The 25583-nt window shown below is 70.2% G+C and carries 21 protein-coding genes and 4 pseudogenes; 14 read left to right on the forward strand and 11 right to left on the reverse strand.

The features are described 5' to 3' along the window. Nucleotides 1-454: 454 nt before the first annotated feature. A pseudogene (locus tag OG519_RS00140) lies at nt 455-895 on the forward strand (helicase); the annotation flags it as partial. Between the two features lie 385 nt (nt 896-1280). Continuing rightward, nucleotides 1281-2453, forward strand: a complete 1173-nt coding sequence (locus tag OG519_RS00145; protein WP_405577145.1) for a right-handed parallel beta-helix repeat-containing protein — start codon at nt 1281-1283, stop codon at nt 2451-2453. Nucleotides 2454-2814: 361 nt separating this feature from the next. Here the strand turns inward: OG519_RS00145 and mobF are convergent. From mobF to OG519_RS00160, 3 genes and pseudogenes are all read right to left on the reverse strand, one after another. Further along, nucleotides 2815-4601: pseudogene (gene mobF / locus OG519_RS00150) on the reverse strand (MobF family relaxase). Between the two features lie 802 nt (nt 4602-5403). Continuing rightward, nucleotides 5404-7830, reverse strand: a complete 2427-nt coding sequence (locus OG519_RS00155; RefSeq protein WP_405577147.1) for a ricin-type beta-trefoil lectin domain protein — start codon at nt 7828-7830, stop codon at nt 5404-5406. A gap of 1104 nt (nt 7831-8934) precedes the next feature. Next, a complete protein-coding gene (locus tag OG519_RS00160) occupies nt 8935-9378 on the reverse strand; it encodes a hypothetical protein (protein WP_405577149.1) in 444 nt (147 codons plus the stop codon). Nucleotides 9379-9714: 336 nt separating this feature from the next. Here OG519_RS00160 and OG519_RS00165 point away from each other — a divergent pair, with 336 nt between their 5' ends. Together OG519_RS00165 and OG519_RS00170 are read left to right on the forward strand one after the other, a co-directional pair. After that, nucleotides 9715-10713: a helix-turn-helix domain-containing protein gene (locus OG519_RS00165; protein ID WP_405577151.1), complete on the forward strand. Its 999-nt coding sequence runs from the start codon at nt 9715-9717 to the stop codon at nt 10711-10713. A gap of 232 nt (nt 10714-10945) precedes the next feature. Next, nucleotides 10946-12055 (forward strand): hypothetical protein, encoded by a 1110-nt coding sequence (locus OG519_RS00170; RefSeq protein ID WP_405577152.1) that lies wholly within the window; start codon nt 10946-10948, stop codon nt 12053-12055. 38 nt (nt 12056-12093) lie between these two features. Here OG519_RS00170 and OG519_RS00175 read toward each other — a convergent pair whose 3' ends face one another. Then, entirely contained in the window at nt 12094-12429 is a 336-nt protein-coding gene (locus tag OG519_RS00175) for a hypothetical protein (RefSeq protein WP_405577154.1), read from the reverse strand. A 365-nt stretch (nt 12430-12794) separates the two neighbouring features. Here OG519_RS00175 and OG519_RS00180 point away from each other — a divergent pair, with 365 nt between their 5' ends. Further along, nucleotides 12795-13202 (forward strand): hypothetical protein, encoded by a 408-nt coding sequence (locus OG519_RS00180; protein WP_405577156.1) that lies wholly within the window; start codon nt 12795-12797, stop codon nt 13200-13202. A 120-nt stretch (nt 13203-13322) separates the two neighbouring features. Here OG519_RS00180 and OG519_RS00185 read toward each other — a convergent pair. Further along, nucleotides 13323-13496, reverse strand: a pseudogene (locus tag OG519_RS00185) (transposase family protein); the annotation flags it as partial. A 184-nt stretch (nt 13497-13680) separates the two neighbouring features. On the opposite strand from OG519_RS00185, the gene OG519_RS00190 reads away from it, so the two are divergent. Next, nucleotides 13681-14406 carry a dienelactone hydrolase family protein gene (locus OG519_RS00190; RefSeq protein WP_405577158.1) on the forward strand — a complete coding sequence of 242 codons (726 nt, stop codon included), beginning with the start codon at nt 13681-13683 and terminating at the stop codon, nt 14404-14406. A gap of 518 nt (nt 14407-14924) precedes the next feature. On the opposite strand, the gene OG519_RS00195 is transcribed toward OG519_RS00190, so the two are convergent. Next, the gene (locus OG519_RS00195; protein ID WP_405577160.1) at nt 14925-15320 is read right to left on the reverse strand and encodes a hypothetical protein; all 396 of its coding nucleotides are present in this window, start codon (nt 15318-15320) and stop codon (nt 14925-14927) included. A 1605-nt stretch (nt 15321-16925) separates the two neighbouring features. On the opposite strand from OG519_RS00195, the gene OG519_RS00200 reads away from it, so the two are divergent. The 5 genes and pseudogenes from OG519_RS00200 to OG519_RS00220 all read left to right on the forward strand — a co-directional run bounded on the left by OG519_RS00200 (nt 16926) and on the right by OG519_RS00220 (nt 20218). Beyond that, on the forward strand, nt 16926-17213 hold the full coding sequence (locus OG519_RS00200) for a hypothetical protein (protein ID WP_405577162.1): 288 nt from the start codon (nt 16926-16928) through the stop codon (nt 17211-17213). Nucleotides 17214-17424: 211 nt separating this feature from the next. Beyond that, nucleotides 17425-17619 (forward strand): annotated as a pseudogene (locus OG519_RS00205) (transposase); the annotation flags it as partial. A gap of 15 nt (nt 17620-17634) precedes the next feature. Continuing rightward, complete coding sequence (locus OG519_RS00210) at nt 17635-18156, forward strand: transposase (protein WP_405577164.1); 522 nt, start codon at nt 17635-17637, stop codon at nt 18154-18156. Then, nucleotides 18153-18557: a hypothetical protein gene (locus OG519_RS00215; protein WP_405577166.1), complete on the forward strand. Its 405-nt coding sequence runs from the start codon at nt 18153-18155 to the stop codon at nt 18555-18557. The genes OG519_RS00210 and OG519_RS00215 overlap by 4 nt, the downstream gene beginning before the upstream one ends. 176 nt (nt 18558-18733) lie before the next feature. Beyond that, the gene (locus OG519_RS00220; RefSeq protein WP_405577168.1) at nt 18734-20218 is read left to right on the forward strand and encodes a purine-cytosine permease family protein; all 1485 of its coding nucleotides are present in this window, start codon (nt 18734-18736) and stop codon (nt 20216-20218) included. A gap of 94 nt (nt 20219-20312) precedes the next feature. Here the strand turns inward: OG519_RS00220 and OG519_RS00225 are convergent, their stop codons facing one another. Beyond that, nucleotides 20313-21548, reverse strand: coding sequence for a PucR family transcriptional regulator (locus OG519_RS00225; protein ID WP_405577170.1), 1236 nt, complete (start codon nt 21546-21548; stop codon nt 20313-20315). A gap of 213 nt (nt 21549-21761) precedes the next feature. On the opposite strand from OG519_RS00225, the gene OG519_RS00230 reads away from it, so the two are divergent. Beyond that, nucleotides 21762-22220 (forward strand): nucleoside deaminase, encoded by a 459-nt coding sequence (locus OG519_RS00230; RefSeq protein WP_405577172.1) that lies wholly within the window; start codon nt 21762-21764, stop codon nt 22218-22220. Nucleotides 22221-22324: 104 nt separating this feature from the next. Then, nucleotides 22325-23308: an isopenicillin N synthase family dioxygenase gene (locus OG519_RS00235; RefSeq protein ID WP_405577174.1), complete on the forward strand. Its 984-nt coding sequence runs from the start codon at nt 22325-22327 to the stop codon at nt 23306-23308. A gap of 386 nt (nt 23309-23694) precedes the next feature. On the opposite strand, the gene OG519_RS00240 is transcribed toward OG519_RS00235, so the two are convergent. Further along, complete coding sequence (locus OG519_RS00240; protein ID WP_405577176.1) at nt 23695-24309, reverse strand: ABC-2 transporter permease; 615 nt, start codon at nt 24307-24309, stop codon at nt 23695-23697. Next, on the reverse strand, nt 24306-24605 hold the full coding sequence (locus OG519_RS00245) for a hypothetical protein (protein WP_405577178.1): 300 nt from the start codon (nt 24603-24605) through the stop codon (nt 24306-24308). Before OG519_RS00245 ends, OG519_RS00240 begins: the two co-directional genes overlap by 4 nt. A gap of 65 nt (nt 24606-24670) precedes the next feature. On the opposite strand from OG519_RS00245, the gene OG519_RS00250 reads away from it, so the two are divergent. Continuing rightward, entirely contained in the window at nt 24671-24796 is a 126-nt protein-coding gene (locus tag OG519_RS00250) for a hypothetical protein (RefSeq protein WP_405577180.1), read from the forward strand. A gap of 41 nt (nt 24797-24837) precedes the next feature. Here the strand turns inward: OG519_RS00250 and OG519_RS00255 are convergent, their stop codons facing one another. Then, nucleotides 24838-25209 carry a hypothetical protein gene (locus tag OG519_RS00255; protein ID WP_405577182.1) on the reverse strand — a complete coding sequence of 124 codons (372 nt, stop codon included), beginning with the start codon at nt 25207-25209 and terminating at the stop codon, nt 24838-24840. 13 nt (nt 25210-25222) lie between these two features. Beyond that, on the reverse strand, nt 25223-25456 hold the full coding sequence (locus tag OG519_RS00260) for a hypothetical protein (protein ID WP_405577183.1): 234 nt from the start codon (nt 25454-25456) through the stop codon (nt 25223-25225). Nucleotides 25457-25583: the final 127 nt, after the last annotated feature.

Here is a 25583-nt window from a genome sequence, read left to right on the forward strand (position 1 = left end):
GCTGGACCAGCCAGCCGCCCGGGACCGAGCACGCCAGCGACCCCGGCCGGCCCCTGGCCCTGTTCCCGCTGGCTTATCCGGACCACCACGGTCTGGTCCTGACGTAAGCCGCTGACGCCCAGCAGTCGGCCGGCACCGAGGCCGCCCCGGCCGCGAGTTCCGCTCCGGTTCTCCTTGCAGGCGATCAGGACCCGGGCGTGGCCAGCGCGCTGGAGGCGCTGGCCGGCCGGGCCTGGGAGGCGTACGGGATCGCGCTGCACGACGCCGGTGAGGCCGACGAGAGCGGGCCCGAGGCCACGCTGAAGGCGATGCGGCACGCCGTCCAGGCCGTCGCACCCGGCTTCGCCGCCGCCACCCTCGCCCGCGTCGCCGACGACCCCGCCCTGGACCTGACCCTGGACCAGCGCCACTACCTCGACACCCTGGCCGTCGACATCGACCTCGACACCATCGAGGCTTCCAGATCGACGTGCTGGAGATCCGCGATCCCTCGCCGATCCTCGGGCTGTCGGAGGAGTCGCTGCGCGGCCGGCGCCTGGCGCTGCTGCAGACCGCGCTGCTGGAGCACGCGGCCGCGCACAACCTGCGCACCGTCATGACGTTCCACCAGCGGGTGGAGGAAGCCGAGGCGTTCGCGGAGAAACTGCCGGAGACGGCCGCGGAGCTCTACGCCACCGAGATGACGGACGAAGAACTGACGGAGGCCGACAAGAAGGTGAAGGAACTGCCCGCGTCGTCGATCGGCGCGGAGCCCTACGACCTGGAAGCCGGCCGCCACGTACCCCCGGACCGGGTGTGGTCCGCCTGGCTGTGCGGCGACCACACCGTCGCCGAACGCCGCCAGGTCCTCCGGCAGTTCGCCAACGACATCGACCCCAACAACCGCCGTGTCCACGAAACAACCCGACCATGCCCCATGGTCACGCTGGCGCACCGGGAAACAGCAAGATCACCGACAGAGTCAAGCTTAGGCCGGCGCTTCGAGCTGGAGCAGGCCGGCTTCTTCCGCCAGGGCCGCTCTCCGTGCCGGCTTCTGAGCAGGGGGCGCGTCCTGGGTTCGCGGCCTGTGAAACCCCGCCCCCTGCCCGGTGCCGGCCGATAACGGCCGGGAACACAAGCCCAGGCCACGCCCCCGCGGCGTAGGAGCCCGGATATGGAACCGAGCCCCGGGAAGGCCCGCATCCCGGGGCTCGCCGTGTCCGGTCCCTCCTCCCGGCCCCGGCGTCCCACTACCCTCGTCCGCAGCGGCAACTCCCCCACAGAAGACGGGACATCCCCACATGAGCCGTTTACGCACCGCCCTGACCGCGCTCACTCTCACGGCCACGTCCGCGACGGCCGCGGCACTGGCCGTCCCGCAGGCGCAGGCCGCCACCGCCGTCTACGTCTCCACCAGCGGCAGCGACAGCAACGCCGGCACGTCCGCGGCGCCGTACCACAGCCTGGAAAAGGCGTTCTCGGTCGCCGCCCCGGGCACCACGATCTATGTACGCGGAGGCACGTACTACCCGGCGACCACCCTCAAGAGCCAGGTCAGTGGCACGTCGAGCAGCCGTATCACGCTCACCACCTATGGTTCGGAGAAGGTCAAGGTCGACGGCTCCCACCTGGCGCCGGGGTCGTGGCTGCTGGCGATCTACGCCAACTACTGGACCGTGTCGAACATGCAGTTCCAGAAGAGCCCCGCGCAGGGGGTCGTGTGCACGTCGTGCACCGGGGGCGTCTTCCAGAACCTGACGATCAACGACAACGGCGACTCCGGGTTCACGCTGCGCGGCGACAACACCGTCAACAACCTGGTCAAGAACCTCGACTCGTACAACAACTACGACCCGGCCGGCCACGGCCAGAACGCGGACGGCGTCGCCGTCAAGTTCGGCTCGGGCTCCGGCAACCTGATCACCGGCGCCCGGCTGTACAACAACTCCGACGACGGCATCGACCTGTGGTCGTTCGCCAGTCCGGTCACCATCGAACACACCTGGGCCTTCGGCAACGGCTATAACCGCTGGGGGGACACCGCGTTCCAGGGCAACGGCAACGGCTTCAAGCTCGGCGGCGGCAGCTCCGGCGCCATTCCGGCGGTCGCGCATGTGGTCAACAACTCGGCCGCGTGGAACGACAAGGGCAACGGCTTCACCGAGAACGGCAACAAGGGCGCCATCGCCGTCAACCGCACCACGGCGTACGCGAACGGCGAGTGGGGCTACTACTTCGCGACCGGCACCGCCCGCCTCGGCAAGAACCTGGCCGTCAACAACTCCAGCGGCAAGGCGACGAAGAGCTCGTCGGTCGTCTCACAGGGCAACAACTGGGACCCCGGCACCGCCACCCCGCCCTTCGTCTCCACCGACGCGACCACCACCTACGACGCCCGCAGGTCCGACGGCTCGCTGCCCGCGACCACCTTCCTCACCACGGGCAGCGACACCATCGGGTCCACGATGAACTAGTTGTTCTGTCCTGGGAGGTTGTGGACACTGGTGATGATCACGGTCGGGGGATCTTGAACGGGTGATGGCCTTCCGGGTTCGGTGTGGATTGCGACATCTCCACCGAACGTCACAAGGCCCTCATGCCCGACGGCAACATGGACAAGGGGTAGGCGGTCGCCCGGCCGGACCTGGTCAAGGGGCCGGCCGGGTGCGCATCCGGTGCGGTGCGGTGAATCGAGTGAGGTTCATCGGGGTGGGCACGGCCGTGCCACGCGTCGTCGGCCGGCGCACCACGATGACGTTCACCGGATGCGGTGCGCCCGGTTCACCGCACCGAGTGAAGTTCATCGGGTGCGGTTCGCTCGGGTGCGGTGGGCCGTCATCGCGTCCAGGCGGTGCTGTGCCGCATCCGGGACAGGGCGCGGGCGTTGCGCCGTGAGGCGGCGCTGCCGATGCGGCCCCGGCGAGGTCGGGACCGGCGAGGTCGGGACCGGCGGCGAAGCGCCGCTGTCCCGCCGCCTGGAAGCGCTCCCGCTGCTTGCGCAGTTCCTCCTTCTTCTCCTTGTCGGTCTTCGGCGTCGGCTGCGCCTTCGGCGGCCCGTATGCGGCGGCGCGCTCCTGGGCGGCCTGCCGGGTGCGGGCGCCGGCGGCCTCGATCCTGGGGTCCGCGGGCAGTGTGGTCATGTGATTCCTCCGGTGGGTGTGTTCGGTCCCGGCGTCTGGGTGCCGGGCTGCGATCGAGTCCCGGGCGCGGCGGCGGCCCGGCCGGAGTGACGGTGGGCGGCAGGGAGCGGGAGTTCAGGCGGCGCGAGCGGCGCTCGGCCTGGAGGCGGGCGGTCAGGGCTGCGGAGGCGAGGCGGGCGCGGTCGTAGCGGGGCCTGGAGCGGGCGCGGGTCAGCGGGCGCAGCACGGCCTGGTCCCCGCTCTCGCGGGGGTACAGCGCCCGTAGGTCCGCGGTCATCATCCGGCCGCGGCCGACGGGCCGGGTGTAGCCGCCGATCGCGGTCTGCACGATCGCTTCGTCCAGGCCGGGCTGGTGGGGTTGGCCGCGCAGGGTGTGGGTGAGGTGCCGGCGGGCTTCGGCGAGCAGGTGCCGGTAGGCGAACGCGCCGTGCATCACGTACACCACGGCGACGACGTCGACGGCGGCCAGGGCGACGTCGACGACGGGGCGCACCCGCGCCCACACCGCCGCGGCCGCAGCCCGCGCCCGCTCCGCGAGCCGGGAGACGACGTCGGCACCGAACGCGGCGACCGCCGACTCCCGCCAGGCCACGCGCAGCTGCGACAGCGACCTGGCCGCCTTGGGCTTGATCGGGCGCGTCCGGTCGGCGGCCTGCCGGTCCAGCGCGTACGTAGCCCGCTCCCCCGGCGCGTGCCCGTGCCGGGCTTCGTAGTCGGCCACCAGGAGAGGCATCGCGTCCGCGATCTGCTGGCGCCGGGTGGACTGCCAGCCGATCAGAGCCTGGTCGATGCCCGCGATCTCCATGACCGGTCGCCGGCCGGGCGTCACCTCGCGCGGCTCCCACGCCCACCCCAGCCGCGCGGACACCTCCTCCATGAAGGTGAGGGTGTAGAGGGTGCCGGCGGCGACGATGTTGTCCAGCATCGAGTCCGCCGACAGGTTCCCCACGCCCCGTCCGGCCGCCGGGCGTGGATCGACACCAGGGCGTGGTCATGCAGCAGGGGCTTGCCGGCCCTGGACTCGTAGTGCCGGAACACCGCAAAGATCAACCCGTCCCGAACGGGGGCACGGTGCTTGCCGCCGCTCCCCCACCGGATCTCCGCGACCGACCCCTCCAGCCAGCCCAGCGCCCTGTCCCGGGCGATGTCCTGGCACCACTCCAGCACCCCGCGGTGCTCGTCATCCATGAGCGCCCACAAGACCTGCGCGGTCGACAGCGCCCGGAACACCAGGTCCATCGCCAGCCATGGCGAGCGCTCCTTGGCGTCCTCGGTCTCCGGCGACTGGTTGTGCTCGATGGGCCTGCCCAGCACGGTCGCCCGCCGTGCCTCCGCCGGACTCACGCCCTGCGCCAGGAGCTCCGCCTCGATCCGGTCGGAGTCCGGGTGCCGGCCCTCCCCCAGCAGCAGCTCAGCCTGCCGCTCGGTCACCACGTCCCCGGCCGCCAGGCCGACCGCGGCAAGCCCCCGTCCTATCCAGATGCCGGGCGGAACCCCGGCTTCGTCCTGGCGGCGGCAGCGGCTTACCCGCCCGGCGGCGGCCGTCGCCGACCATCACGCCGCGGAAGTAGTACGGCCACCTACGCTGTCCGATCTTCTTCGCACTCAGCATCGGGCCATGAAACAGCGCCCATGACCTGCACGAACGCGTGAGTCGGGGCTCTTCCCGCCCGGCGGGAAACCCTCACCGGATTTCCACCGCGGGCGCCCGCCAGGCGGGACCGCCCACCAGCCGACGACAGCGTGCGAATGCTGCGCCGCAACCACCAGGGCAACACCAGAGGCCACACCAGCCCCGAATTCGCACTCTCCCGCCTACAGGCAACCAGCGCGTACCAACCAGCCATACCCCGCCAACCCACCACCGCCCAGGCACCACGTCACCCACCCGCCCTTCCACAGCAACGACCACCACCGCCCCCCGGTGCCCCGCCGGGGGGCTTCGTGCTTCCCGGAGGACCGACGTGCCGACCTACGAGACCACCGCCCGCTTCACACCGCGTTCACCCTGAACGGGCGCCCCTGCGCCGCCGGCTGACCCGCCGGCCCGCAAATACGCGGGTGCACGGGTACGCGCGCCGTCCGGTGGCCCGCCCGCCGGGCGGCGCGCGCATCCCTTGCCCGGCGCTTCCGGTCTGCTTCCCGGCTGTTCCGCGGGTGCTCGCCCGGCGGGGCCGGCGCCGGGCCGGGCCGGGACGGCAGGGGCGGGGACGGCCGGAACCGTCCCCGCCCCCGCCGCTAAGGGGTCGCCGATCCGGTGGCTCCGGCCGGCGTCACGCGCGACTCAGCCGTTGGTCCACTTCTGGCCGGCGCTCCCGTTGCAGGTCGCGAGTTGGAGCAGGGCGCCGTTGGCGGTGGAACCGCCGGTGGGGGCCAGGCACTTGCCCGAGCCGGTGCCGACGATCGTGCCGTCGGAGTTCAGCGTCCACTGCTGGTTGGTGCCGCCGTTGCAGTCGTAGATGTCGACCGCGGTGCCGTCGGCGGTGCCCTGTCCGAAAGCGTCAAGGCACTTGGTGCCGTAGACCGTGAGCTGCTTGCTGGAGGTGGCGGTCCAGATCTGGTTCGCGCCGCCGTTGCAGTCCCACAGCTCGGTGACGGTGCCGTTGGTCTGCGTGGCGTTGGGGACGTCGAGGCAGCGGCCGGAGGCCACGCCCTGGATCTCGCCGACGCTGCCGCCGTTCCCGCCGCTGGTCGGGGTGACCGAGAGGTTGTCGAACATGTCGGTCTGGTAGCCGACGACTCCCAGTCCGACCTGGCCGGCGGAGTAGGAGCTGTCCGAGACGGAGCCGAGGGCGGTGCCGTCGAGGGTGGCGCTGATCTGGCTGCCGGTGAAGCTCAGCGTGGCGGTGTGCCAGGTGTTGAGGCCCAGCGAGCCGCGGCTGCCCGACGCGAGGGTGGTCAGCGTGCCGGAGGTGGTGTTCTTGGCGATCGACCAGGACCCGGTGTTGCTCAGCCGCAGCTGGTACGCCGCCTGATGCGCCTGCCCGCCCTGCTGGGTGTTGGCCCGGCCGAGCAGGGTGACGGTGCCGGCCTGCTGGAAGTTCACGTCGGTACTGACCGTGTAGTTGCTCCAGGACAGATCGCCGAGCAGGCCGAAGGCGTCGCTGTCGGACCCCCACTCGATCGGCTTGCTGGGTGTGACCTGCTGGAGGCACTGCCCGGTCCGGCCCCCGGTGCAGGGGCGTACCTCGAAGGAGCCCTGCATGTCGGAGAAGTACTTCGCCTCGGTACGGGAGGCGTTGGACTCGAAGGTGTCGCTGTAGGGCAGCGCGAGCGGCGCGGCGGCCGGGCCGGCCGCTGTTCCCTTGCCCTGGCCGGTGGTGGTGGTCACCGAGTAGATCCGGTTGGGCTGGAGCGTCAGCGTGTAGCTGCCGCCAGTCGGTGTGATGTCGGACTGCTTGACGAACCAGTTGGCCGAGCTGGACGAGCCCAGGTCGGTGGACCAGACGTGGACGGTGCCGGTGTTCAGCCCGCCCGTCACGTTGACGTTCACCGTCTGCGCCGCGGAGGCGGTGGTCGTCTCGTAGATCGTCGAGTAGTCGGTGCCGTTGGTGGACTTCAGCGAGATGTAGCTGCCGTTGCCACGGTTGCCGCCGAGGTACCCGGAGGCCGAGCCGGTCAGGAACCGCCAGCCGGGCTGGGTGAACTGGGCGACCTGGGCGTTGGCCCACAGGCTCTTGCCGAGCGTGTACGCGCCCGACCACGGCGAGGAGGCCACCGCCAGCGCGTCGGTGGCGAAGGGCAGGTTCGGAGTCAGCGCGGCGATCAGCGGCCAGTTGATGAAGCCGGTCATCTGCCCGTCGAGGTATCCGCGGGTGATGCTGCGGATGTACGGAGCGGAGCCGGTCATGTAGTCCTGCGACCCGAACTCACTGGCCCACAGCGGCTTGCCGGACGCCACCGCGTTGGAACTCGACGAGCACGAAGTCGCGGCACCCAGGTAGCCGCACGGATAGTGCGCGCCGACCACGCCGACCGCCGCTTTGAACGCCGGGTCGCTCTGCGCGTCGTCCGCCGCACCCCAGCCGAAGCTGTCGTCGGCGACGATCTGCACCCCGCTGTAGCCGTGGGAGTCCAGGGCGGTGCGCAGGTTCTCGTACCAGGTCTTGTTGTGCCCGCGCTCGTTCCAGCCGCCGATGTAGCTGACCGGCAGGTTGTGCTGCTTGGCGCAGTCCAGCCACTGGAGGTCGTAGTTGATCATGTCCGTCGACCAGAAGTTGCCGCCGCCTATCCAGCCGGGCGCGGCCCAGGGCAGGGCGACGATCTTGATGTTCGGGTTGCGTGCCACCGCCTGCTCACCGAGCCAGAACTCGTAGCCCGCGTTGCAGTTCACGTCGCCGCGCGCGTGCTCGATGCTCGGCTCGGCGCCGTCGGTGGAGTTGGCGTCGCCGCCGATCTCCAGCTTCAGCAGTTGCACCGCGGCGCCGTAACCGGGCTTGAACAGGTAGTCCAGTATCTGCGAGCGCTGCGTGGCCGGATAGTCGATCAGCAGCCGGGAGTTGCCGCCGCCGCCGCTGATCGCCCCCACCCCGTCGAAGGCCCGCCCGGTGGAACCGCCGTTGATGGTGATCGCCGTGGCCGCCTGCGCCGCGGGGGCGGCGGCCACCAGGGCGCCGGTGCCGGCAGCACCGCTGAGGAGCAGCGCCAACCCCAGGCGCAGCCATCGCCTGCCGGAGGTCACTCGGCGCGGTCGCCATCGAAGTCTGTTCATGTGTCACCGGTCCCTTTTCTGAGGTGTGGCCCGGCACCGTCAGAGGTGCCGGCGCCTGCCGTGAGTCGGTGTCTGTCGGCGTGCCGGGCCGGCGGCCGCGCACCCATGTGAGCGCTCACATCAGTGCGTTGGCCGCCGGCCGCTGTGGAAGTGCGCCGAGAGGTGTCGGAAGTACGCGCCTCGGCGCGCCCGTCGGCAGGCGCCCCGGAGGCGGTCGGTGCGTCTGGGCTCCGTGTTGCCTCCGCGGTGACTGATCGTAGGAACGCACTGATCGAGGGTCAAGAGTTTTGTCCGAACTTGTTGTTCGATCATGTTGGATTCGGTGCGTTCCCGCAGGTCGTACCGTCGATGCGCGCTCCGCCCCGGCCGCTCTCCCGGCAACGCGGACACCACGCCCTCGGGTGCCGACCTGCTGCCGCTGGGTCCCGGCCGCCGTGGCTCCACGCGAACGGCCGTCCCCGTACTCCCCGCTTCTTGCCGCTTTCTGCCTCCTGACGCTCCCCGCTTCTCGTTGGCCCGCGCGTCGGGCCCGGGGGCGGTCGGCCCTGCCTCATGGCGCCACCCGAGGGCTCCGCCGCTCGCGCGAGGGCGCCGGGGCTAGTACTCCAGGAGGAGTTGCTCGAGGCCATCGCCCTCGACCACCACGCCGAACAGCAACGACGCCCTACCCGCTAACCCACCCCCACCACCCACCCTCAACCCACCGACCAGGCAAAACGCCATCCAGCAGCAAAAAACGCCCGGACCATTAGACCCAGACGCTCCCTACAACACCCACCGAACCCCTCACAAAAACTGGAACAACCCCAGACCAAACCCCCCAAACCCACCCCACCACCCGTTCCCACCCAACCATCAACACCCCAGACCACACCCCACCCACCACACCAACTACCCACCCGCTTAATGTCAGCCGACCTCGACGCGCTCAGCATGCGCTGGTGAACGCGGCCAGGGGCTGGGCCTGGGCCCCCAGCGGGGGTGCAGGCCCAGCCCTGGTACACCGCCATACGTGCCTCGCGACGCGCGACGACCCATCGGTTAAAGGAATCGGACAACCCTCCAACGGCTGAGCGTCAGCTCACGGGGCTATCCGAACCCACGTCAGACGTTGCACCGCGTTTCGATCGTGCTCTCCCCCGAGATGTTCGTCCCGTAGATCCAGCCGTACGGCGCCGCGCCTCCGGTACTGACGTAATACCACTTGTTTCCTGCCGTGTTTGTTGCCCAGCACCAGCCGCCGAGTCGTTGGCCCACGAGGAGCTTGGGGTAGATGTCGTCGCAGCCGACACCCGGACCGGTCCTGAGGTAGATGGAAGTCGTTACGGTGGCGCCCCCATAACCGTTCGTGGTAGGCGTGCTACCGCAGCCGACGAGGGCGCTGGCGGGGGCGTTGGACGGTGTCCAGTTCGGTGCATCGTTTGCTGCGCTCGCCGAGGCGCCCTGCTCCGCCGACGCGGCCTTGGCGGTCACCGGTGCGGCCTGAGTAGCGGTTGCCGCGAAAGACGGCGCCACAGTGAGGCCGCCCATCAGGGCTGTGCCGGACATAACTAGAGCCGCCTTGCGTATCAGATTCCCTGTCATTCGTCTCCCTTTCGTGATCTTGACATTGCCCAACACTTTGACGAAGCGCTGTTCTTACCTGGGGGCGCTGGTGTGTACGCGCCGTGGGTGCCCTGCATCACTGCACGCGCCCCAGTGGAGGGAGCGTTGCTCGTGGTGGACGGTGCCGACGCTGCCCGCGGCGTGCTTCGTCGGCAAGGGCGAACGTCGTTCGAGTGTGTTCGGAACGGTGCCTGTCGCGTTTCGAACGTGTTCGTACATGGGGGGTTTGCCACCTTTTGTGTGGTTGCCCGGTCACTGCTGGTGGGCCATGCTGCGGTCATGAGCCAGATGGGGGGCGGCTTGGCCGGGCCGTCAGCGCAAGCACCAGGGCCGGAGCAGGCCAACAGCCCAGCCGAGTTCAGCGCGGCTCTGCGTGCGTTACGGGGTTGGTCCGGACTGACGTACCGCCAGCTTGAGGGCAAGACGGCCGCATACAGTGATGCGCTCCCGGCAAGCACGATCGCGACCACCCTCGGTCGCGCCACCCTGCCTCGTGAACGGTTCGTCGACACCTTCACCCGGGCCTGTGGCCTAGGTGAGGAGGACGTACGCCGGTGGCTCGCGGTCCGCCAGCGCATCGCCGCCGGCGAGCAGCCACCTCCGGCAAGCGATATTGACGGCAGCGACAGCCAGGTTCCCGCTTCCGGCGAGCCTCACCCGGCGCGGCCCTCGCGGCGGCGCCGAGCAACCGCTCTGGTCGTCGCCGCCGGTCTCGGAGCTGTCTGCGCGGTCGGTCTCAGCAGCCTGTTCAGCGCCTCGAAGTCACCGGCCGGCCCATCCGCATTGCCGGTACCCGGGTTGCACATCCTGGCTGTGGGCAGTTGGGCTCGTATCCACCCCTTCAGAACGCCGGAGTTCTGTCTCACCGAGGGCAGGGATCGCACCGGCGGCTACAAAACCGCGGTCGCCGCCCAGCAACCGTGCGCGGAGGCCGTCCTGCCCCGTGTGTACCTCGAACCGCTGGGCAAGGACACCGTGCAGATCCAGTGGCACCACCCGAAGTACGGCATCGGCTGCCTTACCCTCCTGCCGACAGGCCCGGGCCGCGACCTGCTCGAACCACGCGACGACTGCGCCGACAACAACAAGGCGCAGCAGTTCCGCCTCGACCTCTTCGGCCCTCGCGCTGCTGGGCACTTCCGCCTTCACCCCGTCAGCACCGGCCAGTGCCTGAGCCTGCGCGACGAAGGCACGGAAGCCGGCGCGGAAATCGTCCAAGGCCGATGCTCCGGCGCCACCGACCAGGAATTCCTGATCGAACTGATTCCGCCCCCGTAGCCGCTCCGGACGCACCACTGAAGCGCGGAGCGGCGCGCGGAATTCGGCGCGCCGGGAATGCGCTGGCAGCAGCGGCCCCGGCCCTTGCGTGCCGCCCTGCCCGCCCCGCCGGCCCGCGATGACCAACTCCCCTAGCTGGCGCCACCAACCCCCCACGGGCGTACAGAGGCTCTGCCAGACCGCGCAGCGGCAGGTGGCCGCCGTCTCGGTACCAGACCAGGCCTTGGGGACCATGCTCGGTGAAGTCATCCAGCATGGCCAGCAGCAGCGGCACGCCGCCGTGCCCGAGGTCGAAGTCGTTGAAACCGTAGTGCCAGTGCTCCTGAGCCAGGTTGATGTCGCGGTTGATGCGGCTGGCCAGGGCGCTGCGGAACAGGCCGGTGAGGCCATAGCGACCGGTCGTGACCAGGGCACGACCCCGCAGACCTGCACCCAGGCCCACCTCGACACCTGGATCGCCACCGGAAACACCAGCCGACAAGGCAGCCGGGCCTTCATCGCCTGGGCCGGCAGAAACGGCGGCATGCCCTGCCCCCTGCGACTTCCCTACCACCAGCGGACACCACGCGACACGGTCACCCAGGGCCAGCGACTCCAGCTCTTGCGCACCCTGTTCGACCCCGACGCTAAGACCTTCCTCCGCGACCGCGCGGCGGCCCTGCTCCTGGCCCTGTTCGCCCAACCCCCGACACGCATAGCCTCCCTCACCATGAACGTCCTCGACATCACCGGCGAGGAAGTGCGCATCGCCCTCGGTCCACACGGACCTGTTCCGCTCACTGAGCCTTTCGGGAACGTCCTCCGCGAGCACGCCACGAACCGGGGGCCACGCAATGTCACGGCCAATCAGAGCAGTCCATGGCTCTTTCCCGGCAATCGACTAGTGCAGCACATCCACCCGACCTACCTGATGAACCAGCTGGCCAGCAATGGTACCCACCTGCTGGGCACCAGACTCGCCGCGATCCGCGCGCTCGTCCAGGAAAATGCCACCCGCCGTCGCGGCCCAAGCCCTGGGCTGCCTACGCCTCCCACAGAACTCAGCTCCACACACCCTGAACCCGATGCCGGAAAGGCCCACCCCATGCTCGACGAATCAGTCCGCCCGCTCAGCGACCTCCACCCCGGCGAACGAGTCCAAGCCACGATCACCGGCCACCATCTGTGGGGCATCACCGCGAAGATTCACGGATACGAACCGGTCGGTGCCTCATTGGACGTCATTCGCCGCCGCAGCGAACCCGGAGTACGTCAACTCGCCCAGGACCTGCCCCCGGTGGACAGCACCGTCGAACTGGTCGTCGGCGAAGTACGCTCCTGGCACCAAGCGCCATGGATCTGAGTCGACCTCACCGTCGCCCCGCAGTAACGAGGCGGGCATCAGGACTCGGCGGCACCCTCGCGTTCGGCGAGGAATTTGTCCAGTAGTTCGAAAAGCACCTTGAGGACACGTGCTTCCTGCTCCGGCGGGAGATCCCATCCGCCGACCCGGTCAGGTATTGCCACCCGACGGATCTGGGCTTCCCAGACGAAGTTACTGCCGACCTCGTAGTTTCTCATCAGCCAATCGCGCCAGCCGTCCAAGCCGGCCCCGCCGTGACGGCGCGCGGCCTGGTCATAACCCACTTTGAAAGCCGCCACGCCCGTCAGGGACGTGCGGCCGATGAACATGCGGGTCCGTTTGGCGAACTGGGCGAAGTGCTCGCGCTCGCTCATATCAATCACTGTCGTCGCCCCCGAATCCTGCCGCCGCCTCCGCCAGCTGTCGAGCAGCAGCCACCCACCAGGCCACGCACTGAGGCGCTCCCGTCGATTGCACGGGCAACTCACGACGATTCAAAGCGCGATGCCATCAGTAGGCGACCACGCGCCACACTCCGCCCGTATCCCGCAGGGTGGGGCGGCCCTCCCGGCTCGGTGTCCGGACGGCGCGCAACGTCGCAGGCCAACAGGCATGCCGTCCCATGTTGAGCTCACTTGCGACCGAAATATCGCGGGCAACGGGCTTGGCGCGATGGCATGTAGGCAGCCGGACGAACAGGGCGGCCGCCAACAGCCGCCTCCAAGAAAGGGAGAGAACGATGTTGTCCCGTTCACACTCAGCACTGGCGGTCGGATTGCGGTCGCGGACCACCACGCTTCTGGCAGCCGGTCTGCTGGCGGCGGGGGCCGTGGTCGCCGCCGGGGAACAGGCCAGTGCGGCTCCAACAACCGCCCAGTCATGCCTCGGCAGTGCTCATAGCTACACCACGGGCTATGACGACTGGCCCAGCCCGGGATACGCCACCACAACCTCCAACTGCTCCGACATCAACGTCAAACCCAACAAAACCGTTGCCGTACGGACCTGCTTCCGCAGCACCGGCGCCTGCAACGCCTGGCGCACCATTTCCGGCGGCACCTGGGGACTGGCCGCTACAGGAGTACTGAACGGCACATCCTTCTTCCTGTCATTCAACCAGGACAACAGCGGACACGTAGCCTACTGACCACCGCGACCACACCCGACAGTTGACCACTGACGGGTTGGTGGCGAGCCGTCCCGTTCCGACAGCTGTCCCTCGGAGGGCCACCGGGGCGGGACAGCAGCAGGCCTAGCACCCAGACCAGCCGCGGGTGTTGTCAGCGAGCAGGTCGACAACGGCCACCACTCGCAGACGCGGGCGGTGCCGATGGAGATACCAAAGCCGGCAGCGAGCGGGGCGAGAGGGTCGTGCCGACGCAGATACACCAGACCGACCAGCGCGCGTTTGATGCGGCCCAAGCTTGCAGCACCAGTCACCCGGCGGAAGAGCCGGCAGGTCCACCTCCGGCACCGTGGCCGGGGCAGGCGATCACGCTGCTGCGGGAACAGGGTTCGTGAGGAATCTTGTGAGCTATCACCGCATCTCAGAAGCCCTCCCGCGATGTTCTGCCGGCGGTGAACACCGGCCCGACCGGACTCGACGATCACTACGGTCCAGCCTCATGACGACGATTACAACGCGCACGGTCGCATACCCGGCCGACGGCCTGACGATGATCGGGCACCTCGCGCTCCCGGCCGGTGTCGACCGCCGACCCGCGGTGCTGCTCGGACCAGAAGGCCCAGGGCTCAGCGACGTCGAGCGTCGCCGCGCAGATACTCTCGCCGAACTGGGATACGTAGTGCTGGCCTTCGACCTCCACGGCGGGCGCTACTTGAGCGACCCCGAGGAGATGCTGGCCCGTTGCATGCCGCTGCTCGCCGACCCCGACCGGATGCGGGGAATCGGCCACGCGGCGCTCGACGTATTGCGCGCCGAAGCGCGGACCGACCCCGACCGGATCGCCGCTGTCGGCTACGGCACCGGAGGCGCCATCGGGCTGGAACTCGGGCGCGACCGCGTCAACCTACGCGCGATCGGCACAGTCAACGCACTGACCACAGGCCGACCGGGCGAGACGGCGCGCATCCGCTGCCCGGTATGGGCCGGGGTCGGGTCGGAAGACCCGATCATGCCGCCCGCGCAACGGAACGCGTTCACCGCCGAGATGCAGAGCGCAGGCGTCGACTGGCGCCTCGCGGTCTACGGCGGCGCCCTGCACGCCTTCCACCACCCGACGGTCGACCACCCCGTGGTGCCCGGCGTCGGCTACCACCCACAGCACGCAAAGCGAGCCTGGCGCGACATCGTCAGCCTGCTCGCCGAGTGCCTGCCGGTGACGGAGTGATCTGATCAGGAACCGCAAGACGATCGACCGACAACATCCGGTTCACAACTGTCCGGCGTGCGCGGAGCCGACCCCGTCGGCGACGCGAACACCTGTCTCCGGCCCGGCCCCTCCGACCGACCGCGCCACCCATCCTGTCCCCTTTCCTTTTCATCAGGCTGGGGGGTGTGCCCCGGGGGATTCGCTACCGGCACCCCGGCGAGCTCCGCGGCCGTGGCGGTGAGCGCGGCGAAGGCAGGAGCCTACGGGCGGGCGGACAGGTGCACGGTCCATGTTTCCAGGTCCTGCCCGGTCCGCAGTTTGACCACTGCATGACCTGGCGGCCCTGAACCCACGAAGGCCCCCTCACCCGGAGGGGACTCAAGGCTCACCAGAAGGCGAGGGGCCCCTACCCCCTACTGGCAAAGGGCTAGGCAACTTGACGTCGTAACTACAGGGAGGATCGGCAACCGGTCCCAGGCTCTGCGCGGGCGTAGTGGACCGCCGCACGTTCGGCGGCGACATTGGCGAAACCGGGATCAATCCTGGTCGGCGAACTTCTCCCAGGCAGACCGTCGCGTCACCCCAAGGGCTTCGCCGATCCTTGACCAGGACACGCCCCGGGCGCGCAGCCGATTGACCCAGGTCCGCAGACCGGCGTCGACCTGGCCGAAGCCGGAGTCCAACCCGGGGCTCATTGATTCGATGGTGGAAAGGGCCTGCGGATCAATTCTCGGCAGCCGAGAGTCGGTCGGGGCGACGGCTTGGGCCCCGGTTCTGCTGGAGCCCCAGTCACGGGACCCCACCATCAACTCAAGGACGGACATGATGCAGGTGAGCGTGAAACGAACGCGACGACGTGTTGCGGCCAGACTGGCCGCAACCGCCTTCATGCTGGCGGCTACAGCGACCGTCGCAGGTACTGGCAGCGCCACTGCCAATGCCTTCGCCAGTACATCGACGCCCCGCGCCGTCGCGAGCGGCCCTACGTTCCGCTGGCAGATCCTGACCACGGACCCCGGAACGAGGGGAGGGATCGGGCAGTACTTCTCGCAAGACACCTTCAAGGCGTGTGACGCCCAAGCCGACGGGCTCCGGGTATGGGCACAGGCGTCGTGGGGAGGCAGCGGCTTCCCTCTGCACGCGACCATCGAGGACGCGAACGGGGCGGGCACGTGCACGACGGGTCATACGAACTCTCTCCCGTCGGGTGTTCCTATCCGACTCGAGGTCTGCCTGCGTGACGGTTCCACGGGCCCGCTGAGGTACTGCACGACTAAAACCGCGACGGTGTGAGTGCGTTGGGCGGGCCGCCAGAAACGCTCTTCAGGGGACGACTCCGAGTGGCCCTCGGCAGCGGCCGGGCGGGCGGCTCGGCCGGTCGGCCCCGGCCGGGTGTCGGCCGGCGCGGCCGCGAGCTGCCGCTCCTGGCCCTCGATGGCCCCGGGCTACCGGCTCTGGTGACGTGCGGGACATCCGCCCGCGTACCTGTCCGGCCGCCGCTTCGGACACGGGCCCGGACATCCATCCGGCACACGATTCGGAACCTCTGTATTTCCCGTGGTCAGATGTCGTATCCGGCTTAAGTACAGGCTGACCCCCTCCGAACTCCGCACCCCCGACCCGGTGAAAAGGAGGAAGAGCACGGTGGGGTGGCGCGGTCGGCCGGAGGGGGTCGGGTCGGAGATGGGCGGGCGCGTCGCCCGGCGGGCCGGCTCCGCGCAGGAGAGTCCCTCCCTCGCTATGCTCGCCGGTCTCCTCCGGATCGAAGAGCCCGAGGCCTCGGCACGGTCGTGCCTCCCGTGCTCTGAGGAATCACGCGCGGGCCGCCCCCCTGTCCGCGGTCTGTGCCGACCGGGCAACCGCTCCGGTCCAGGAGAAACGCGGGTGCCGGCCGGCGGTGGCGCAAGTGGTCATGGGGTCGGCCAAGGGGTGGTTGTGCCGCGAAGGGCCGCAGCGCACCCCTCGCCCGGGTCACACCAGTCACGCCCGCCTCAGATTTGTACATTCGCGCCGGGAATCGCCAGCGGTTGTCACGTGCACGGCCGCCCGGCGCCGACCGCACCCCAGATCCGGGCGGCCCCGCGGGAACTCCGGCCCGGCCGCCGCGGCCGCCGTGCCCACCAGCGGCTCAACGCCCGCCGGTAGTCCGCACACCGCGCGATTCCACCGCGCCGCTACTGCCCTGTTCCCCGCCGTTACCTGATGGTTCTCAGCGCAAGTGGGTGAGCAACCGCCCCGGCTGCTCTTCTACTTGCACTGCCGTGCCTCTTACCGGCGTTTCACGGGCTGCGACCTTAGATCAACAGCAGCCTGACCCGTCAAACTTCTGTGGCAAACGGTCAAGGATCGATGGCACAGGCCAGAGGCTCGCGGAACGCGATCTGCGTGTCCGGTGCCACTGAGGGTTGACCGGATGCGGTTCCGGCGTCCAGTGCCTAGTTGCGACGGCATCGCACCTGTTCAGGGCGGGTATTAGGGCGATGGCTGCAATCGGGTGAGCCTGACACGGTGGGGTATGGAAACCGGCGGGCACACCCATGAGCACGGCCACGATCATGAGCACGGGCCGCATCACGAAGAATACGAGCACGGCGGTACGCGCTGGTCGCGGCTTCCTCGCCCACTCGTTCGGCGTCGCGCGCCTGGTGAAGGCTTTGCAGGAAGCGGGGGCGGACGAACGGGTCACCGCCCTGGCTTTACGCCTCCCCGCGGGGGGCTACTTCGGTCTATCCGTCGCGCATGTCGACCGCGAGGAACGCTTCCTATTCGGACGGGAACCTGACGGGAGCGTTGCTTCTTCTTGGGCGTGGCAGAACCTGGACTGACAGCCAGAGGTGGCGCGCTGCACAACGATCACGATCTTCCGGCGAGGATCCTGACACCATGCTGACGTCCAGGGGGGAGGGCGGCGGCCCGGGCGGGAGAGGACGCCATGCGGCTCTGCACGGCGCTGAAGTTGATGACGCCCCCGCTGTCATCGGTGGGAGATCCGCTGTCGCGAGGGTGCCCTGACGGTCAGACAGACGGCGGCCTCACGGGGAGCTGATGCGGGAGATCGTCAACGCGATCCTTTACCAGGGCCGGACCGGCTGCCAGTGGGCTACCTCCCGCACGACCTGCCGCCCAAGAGCGCGACGGTACTACTACTTCGCCGCCTGGCGGGACGACAGAACCGACCAGGTCATCCACGAACTCCTGCGCTGCCAGGTCCGCGAACACCACCGCCGATGAGAGGACCCGACCCTGGTGGTGCTGGACACCCAGAGCATCCACGCCGCCGCCGGGGTCCCGGCGGTCACGGCCGGTCGCGATCCGGCCAAGCGGGTGCCCGGCCGCAAGCGCGGACTGGCCGTGGACGTGCTCGGCCTGGTCATCGCCGTCATCGTCCTCGCCGCGAGCGCCCACGACAACACAGCGGGCATCGCTCTGCTGGACCAGGCCGCCGGGCACACCGGCGGAACCGTCCGCAAAGCCCTGGCCGACCAGGGCTTCAAGAAGCAGGTCATCGCGCACGGCGCCGGCCTGGGCATCGATGTCGAGATCGTCGAACGCAACCCGCAGGACAAGGGGTTCGTGCCGCAGCCGAAGCGGTGGAGGGTCGAGCAGACCTACGGGATCCTGAAACTGCACCGGCGCCTGGTCCGCGACTACGAGCACCGCCCGGCCTCGTCCGCGTCCCGCGTCTACTGGGCGATGACCCACGTCATGACCCGCCGGCTCACCGGCGCGAACACTCCCACCTGGCGTGATCCGCAGGCGGCGGCGTGAACGTCCAGCTCCTGCTCGACGCGCTCGGCATCCAGGAGGACGCCGCCCGGGCCATGACCGACGACATCCGCAGGCGGATCGATGAACTGCGGAGCCGGCTGCGGGAGGCCGAAACCCACCTCAAACACCTCGCGATCACCCGCAAGACGGTCACCGGCCTCGCGGACCGGATTCCCGCACATCCGGCCTCGCCCGACCTGCCCGAACACCCGGACTACCCCCGTATCCTCGCCGTCTTCAACGAGGCCACCGGCCCCCTCCCGGCCCGCGACATCTGCGAAGCCCTCGACCACGAACTGCTGCCGAAGAACATCGAGGGAACGCGCGCCAAGCTGAAACACCTGGTCAACCTCGAGGTCCTCACCGAGATCAGCACCGGCAGCTTCACCCGGAACCCATAGCCGACCGAGCACCACGACCAGCCGCCCTCCCGCAGCCTCACCCGGAAACGGACATCAACTCGCGAACCGCGCTCCCACACAAACAGGTCGGGGCGTACGGAACGTCCGTAGCCGGGCCCGCCAGTGGCGACGCCCTGCACGTTTACCGGCTTGTGCGGGCCACCCATAGTGTCCCCATGACCACCACCCCCTCCCCCGCCTCCGTCGGAGGTGACGGCTCACCGACTCCCGCCGTCGCCCTTCCGCAGGCCGCGCCCGACGAGATCGTCGCGTACGGCGACCATGTGCTGGCCGTGGAGCCCACCGGCGCCGAGCCGGTCCCGGACGACGGCCGGCACGGCCGGCCGCTCCAGCTGCTGTGGACCTGGACCAGCCCGAACATGGAGTTCGCCACCGTCTTCATCGGCGTGCTCGGCGTCGGCATCTTCGGCCTCGGTTTCTGGTCCGCGGTGCTGGCGATCCTGCTGGGCACCGGACTCGGCGCGCTCGCCCACGCCTTCCTCGGCCTGCGTGGGCCCCGGTTCGGCGTGCCGCAGATGGTGGCCGGCCGCAGCGCCTTCGGCTTCTTCGGCAACGCCCTGCCGGCCGGCCTCAACGCGCTGAGCGCGGGCATCGGCTGGTTCGCCGTCAACAGCGTCAGCGCCGCCTACGCGCTCAACACGCTGCTGCACTGGCGGCTGCTGCTGTGCCTGTTCATCGTGGCCATCGTGCAGATCGCGGTGGCCTTCCTCGGGCACAACTTCATCCACTTAGCCGAGCGGTACACCTTCCCGGTGCTGACGGTGATCTTCCTCATCACCTCGGTGGTCATGCTGACCAAGGCGCACCCGTCCGCCGCGGACGGTTCGCACGCCTTCACCGGCGCCTTCCTGCTGACGACGGGCGCGGCCTTCGGCTACACGGCCGGCTGGACCCCGTACGGCTCGGACTACACCCGCTACCTGCCGCGGGCGACCGCCCGGTGGAAGGTCGCGCTGTGGCCGGGGCTCGCGGTGTTCACCTCCTGCGTGCTGCTGGAGATCGTGGGCGCGGCGTCGGCGACCCTGGTCGCCCCCAAGGGCGCCACGCTCACCGACGCCTTCGTCCACCCGCTGCCGGAGTGGCTGGGCAAGCTGACCCTGCTGGCCATCGCGGTGGGCGGCATCGCCGCCAACGCCCTCAACATCTACTCGGGCGCGCTGTCCTTCGTGGCCATGGGCATCAAGCTGCCGCCGGCGGTGCGACGCGCGACGGTCGCCCTGGTCTTCGGCGTCGCCGGCACCATCGTGGCGTGGACGGGCCTGCACGACTCCGGCGAGCGGTACGAGAACTTCCTGCTGGTCATCACGTACTGGATCGGCCCTTGGCTGGCGATCGTCATCCTCGACATGTACCTGCGGCGCAACCGCCCCGACAGCGAGACCGCCGCGCTGCTGGAGGACCCGACCTACCGCAACTGGGCGGGCCCGATCGCCATGGCCATCGGCACCGCGGCGGGGGTGCTGCTGTTCTCGAACCAGACGGACTTCACCGGCCTGGTGCCCAGGCACTGGCCGCAGTTTGGTGACATCGCGTTCGCGGCGGGCTTCGTCGTCGCCGGGCTGCTGTACCTGGCGCTCCAGCGGGTGCCGGGCCTGGGTCCGGTCAGTTCGGCAGTGCCGACCGTCTCCGAGCCCGTCTGAGCGGGGCTCCCTCCGGTCCCGGGCCCAGCGGCCCGGGACCGGTTCCGCGGATGGGCCGGGAGCGGGCCGCGGCCCGACCGCGGCCGGTCCGCGGTCAGTCCGCGGCGCGCAGCAGCCGGTGCGCGCAGGCGGCGAGCAGCAGCTCACCGTGGCACTCCGGGTCGGCCACCGGCATGCCCAGCAGCGACTCGATACGGTCCAGTCGTTGGTAGAGGGACTGGCGTCCCACGTGCAGCAGGGCCGCGGTCCGCGTTGGGCTGCATCCGCTGCGCAGATGGACCTCCAGGGTGTGCACGAGATCGCTGGGGTGGGCGGCCTCCCACGCCAGCAGCGGGCCGAGCGCCCGCTCGACCAGGCCGGCCAGCCGCTCGCGGGTGCCGACGGTGAGGCCGTCCCCCGCGAGCTGGCGTTCCAGGGCCAGGGCCCGGTAGGTCGTCACCAGCGCCCCGCACCGCTCGGTGGCCCGGCCACCCTCCGGCAGCGGCACGGTCAGCGCCAGCTGCAGCGTGGCGCGGGCCTCGCGCAGCGTCTCCCCCCAGCGGCGCCAGCCGGCGTCCGCCCGTACAGCGGGCCCGAGCGCGAAGGTCAGTCCGTCGGCGTCGGATCCGGCCGCGGCGGCCCCGGCCACGGCGGCCCGCGCGGTGCGCACCGGATCGTCGGCGGGCGCGCCCGGCACGGCCAGCAGCGCGCCGCCGGCCGACCCCGAGTGGAGCAGCGGGGCACCCAGCAGGGCGGCGGCCCGCTCCAGCAGGGCCGCCGCGGTCGCGGGGCCCGCCGCGTGGGCGGCGACACCGATCAGCCGGTGGGTGCGCTCGGGACGAAAGCCCAGCGCGCGCAGCCGGACGGTCACCTCGTGCTGGCTGAGCGCGGTGCCGCCCTCCAGGTCGGCGAGCAGGGCCTCGGCGCCCGAGCGGTGCGGCTGTTCGGTGAGGGTCTGGGTGACGATCGCGGTGTTGACCGCCTCGGTGATCTGGATGAAGGGCACCACCTGCCGCAGTGCCACCAGCGGCAGACCCCGGCGACGGCTCTCGTCCACGATGGCCCAGGGCATGTCGGGCAGCGAGCGGCCCAGTTCGACCGCGACGCCGGCCACCCCCCGCTCGTCCAGTTCCCTGACGTAGTGCCGGCAGGCCCCGGCGTCGGCGCCCGCCAGGCCCAGGCCGGTGGTCAGCAGCAGTTCGCCGCCGGCCAGCAGCGGCCCGATCTCGTAGATCTCGCTGGAGTGCACCCACCGGACCCGGCGGTCCAGCGCGTCCCGGCCGGCCAGCACTTCGGCATGGGCCTTCCCGAGCACGTCGAACGTCAGGATCTCCCTCAGGGTGAGGACCATCGCACCTCCCGGACCGGTGGGCCGCGGCCGCCCCGGCGGGCGCGCCGCGGCGGCGCTGCGGAGCGTACGGTCCCCAGGTTGCGGCGGCGTTTCGCGTCCAGGTCACCGGGGTCGCGCCGGGCCGGGAGCGGCGACACCGTGTCCGTGCGGCGCACGCCAGATACGTGCTTTCCGTACATTGCGGCCGGGGGCCGCCGACCGGACAGTGGAGGCATGACTGACGCGGCGACCGCGGAGCCGGCGACCCTGCTGGCCGTGGCGGTGGAAGAGGCGCGCGCAGGGCTCGCCGAGGGCGGGATCCCGATCGGCGCGGCCCTGTTCGGACCGGACGGCGAGGTGCTCGGGCGGGGCAACAACCGCCGGGTGCAGGACGGCGATCCGTCCGCGCACGGTGAGACCTCGGCCTTCCGCGCCGCGGGGCGGATCCGGGGCTACGGCCGGACCACCATGGTGACCACGCTGTCGCCGTGCTGGTACTGCTCCGGACTGATCCGGCAGTTCGGCATCGGGCACGTGGTGATCGGCGAGGCGCGGACCTTCCAGGGCGGCCACACGTGGCTGGCCGACCTCGGGGTCCGGGTGACCCTGCTGGACGACCCCGGGTGTGTCGCGCTCATGCGGGACTTCATCGCACGGCGCCCTGACGTGTGGTTCGAGGACATCGGCGAGTAGGCGGGCAGCGGCCGTCGCCAGGCGAGCGGCGCCCGTCATCACACCTCCCGGTCCGGGCGCACCGCCAGGACCCCGGCAGCGCACCGCAGGACGAAAGGACTCCCGTGCCGGACGCGATCCGCATCCCCGTCATCGATCTCACTCCCTGGCTGTCCGGGGACGGTGACGCGCGGGCCGCGACAGCGGCCGCCGTGGACACCGCCCTGACCCATGCCGGTTTCCTGCTGATCACCGGGCACGGCGTGAGCCGGGAGAGCCGCGCGGAGGTACGGCGGGCCGCCCGGCTGTTCTTCGCCCTGCCCGACGCGGTCAAGCAGCGGTACGCCGTCCGGGTCGGCGGCCGGGGCTGGCTCGGGCGGGGCGCGGAGGCCAACGGCTACGCGGAGGGCACCCGCACGCCCCCGGATCTCAAGGAGTCCTGGACGGTCGGTGCGGACCGGCCGACGGGCGTCCCGGAGACCGACGCCTTCTGGTTCCAGCCGAACGTGTGGCCCGAGGACGAGGTCCCGGTGCTGCGCACCGTGGTCGAAGGCTACCTGACGGCCATGCGCTCGGTCGCCGACGAGGTGCTACGGCTGATGGCGGCCGCGCTGGGGCAGCCGGCGGACTTCTTCACCCGGCACACCGCGCACCCCACCTACACCCTCAACGTGAACTGGTACCCGGGCACCGGGGTGGTCGGCGAGCCCCTGCCCGGCCAGTACCGCATCGGCCCGCACACCGACTTCGGCACCGTGACCCTGCTGGACCGCCAGCAGGGCAGGGGCGGCCTGCAGGTGTACGTCGACCCGGCGGACGGCGGCACGGGCTGGGAGGACGCGCCGTACGACCCGGACGCGCTGACCGTCAACATCGGTGACCTGATGGCCCGCTGGACCGGTGACCGGTGGCGCTCCGGGCGGCACCGGGTGCTCCCTCCGCCGGCGGACGCCCCGTCGGAGGACCTGATGTCCCTGGTGTACTTCTACGAGTGCGACCCGCACACCACGGTGGCCCCGCTGCCGGCCCCGGTCGGCCGGGTCACCCACAACCCGGTGGACTCCTCCGCCTACCTCAGGGCCAAGCTCGACGCGATCAGCCTCGGCTGAGCGGGCCGCGGGGGACGGCGTCGCTGCCAGCGGTCGTCGGTGAACTTCGCACCGCCCGGCGGCACACCGCCCGCCGCCGGTCGATGAACATCCTCAAGCCGCTCATTTACGAGCAACGGGGCAACGTAGTGGCACCGGACAGCGGTGGTCGCGGACCTGAGACAGCATCACCTCCCATCAGATAACGCACCCACGACAGCACCCAACACCCGAACTCTCACCCCCAAAGACAGCAACCAGCAGCCCATAAAAAGCCGCTGAATCGAGCCTCCATCGAACCCGGAACGGTTCAGAGTCTCCACCGGACCCGGAGCGGTTCAAGCACGCCGCCCTGTGGCCAGCCCTCGGCGGCCGTACCTACGGTCAGATGATCCGAGCAGAACGGCCTACGTCCGAGGTTTTGGCACATGCACCGCCAGGGCCGCAGACGTCACTATGGCGACCGGACCGGCCAACCAGAAAAGCGGCAGCCAGGTCTGGATGGAGGCAATGGACAGGTGGAGCCGGACGACGGCCACCATGACCAGCGCCAGTGGCATGGTGGTGCTCAGGACACTGACGCGGGCGTAACCGAATCTGATCAGCAGGGGGAACTGGATCGCGATGTTGACGGCGAACAGTAACCAGGACAGCGCCAGCATCGTGACCAGCTCGCGGCCTTCGAGCGGCATGTCCTCGGCCCGCGCGAGGATAGCGGCCAGAGCCGTACCCACGGTGACGGTAGCGAGGAAGCTCGCCAGGGCCCAGGCGTAGTTCCCGAGAAGGACCGTACGGCGAGGCACGGGCAGAACCGCGTACAGCGTCTCCAGGCCCGCCTTGTCGGCGACTACGAACGGGTGGACGGCGATCAACGGAGCCAGCAGCACCGCGAGCGCCGGTACAACATGATCAGGGTTGCGGGCGAGCACCAGCATCAGCAGGCCGAACACCAGCAGGCCCTGAGTCCGGTACGGCGCGACGGTACGCATGTGCAGCACAGCCATGCGGGCAATGGCAGTCATGCGATCACCCCGCGTCGGCCATTCGGTTTTCCCGACTGATTCGTTGACGAGGATCCGATATGGATCGCGATCTCCTCAAGGGTGGGCGCCTCGATGAGGACGCCCCCGCCGAGGAGGTCGGCTTCCTCGGCGCGGACGAGAGCTTCCGTCCCGGTCGAGGTCCGCCTGGCGCCGATCAGTTCGACGCCGACAAGGCCGCTCAGATCGTCCGGGCCGCCCCGCACCGTCCGGTATGCCTCCAGGATCTCGTCTTTGGGGCCGGACCGGACGATGCGGCCTCGGTGGATCAGCGTCACGTAGTCGCCGATGCGGTCCAGATCGGCGGTGATGTGTGTGGAGAACAGGACGCTGTTCCCAGCCGGTGCCGGCCACCGACGACCCCCAGGACGCGCGCGCCTGGTACGAGACACTCCGCCAGCAGGGCGTCGAAGGGCTCATCGCGAAAACCGCCGCCGGCCCGTACCGGGCGGCCCGGATCTGGACATAATTGCGGACGCTGGTCGGACTACGTCGCCGACCGGTGACTGCTCAGCCTGCGGCGGGATCGTTGCCCGAACCGAACGATGGCACATCGCTCGGGGCCACATCGTTGCGCACGCGCAGCCACCGCACCGGATGACGCCACCGGCCCGCCGGGTCCAGGGATACGTCTGCGGCGACCTCCGCGACCAGCAGAGGCTCGGCCAGTTCCACTCGCAGCACGTCCTTGGTGCCCCACCCGGCTGAGAACGTCCACCCGGTCCACGGGTGCCCGGCCGGCGCAGCGGTCGGCTGGGCGGCGAGCGCCCGGCGGGCGTCACGGGCCAGGACGGAGGTCCGGCCGGTGTACTGCAGGGCGCCGGCCACGTCCATCCGGCCGAGCAGGATCGTCGTCGGAGAAGCGAGGGAGCCGCTGACCACGCCGACCACAGCCTCACAGCGCGAACTGCGACCCGAAGCTGTCTTCCGCGAAGAGGTGTTCGAGGGCAGTGCGGCGAGCGGCGTAGGACCGACCGGACAGATCTTCGTCCGCGCCACGGCGCAGCAGATCGAAGACCACGAAGTGGGCGGGCCGCTGCTCGGCCAGGCGAGCCGCTGCCGCAGTCCTACGGTTGAGCCGGCCCCGCAGGCGTTCGAAGGCCAGCCTGCTGCCGTCCCAGCTCCCCATCGAGGGCCACATCCTCGGGTAGCCGTGCGGCCGCCGCGGTGATCTCGGGGGACGCCGAGGCCATGTCCGTTCCGTGGAGGGACCGGATCAGCACCCGACCGTCGGCGTACTTCGCCAGCAGCGCCCG

It is taken from the genome of Streptomyces sp. NBC_01190, assembly GCF_045039895.1.
Taxonomy (GTDB): Bacteria; Actinomycetota; Actinomycetes; order Streptomycetales; family Streptomycetaceae; genus Actinacidiphila.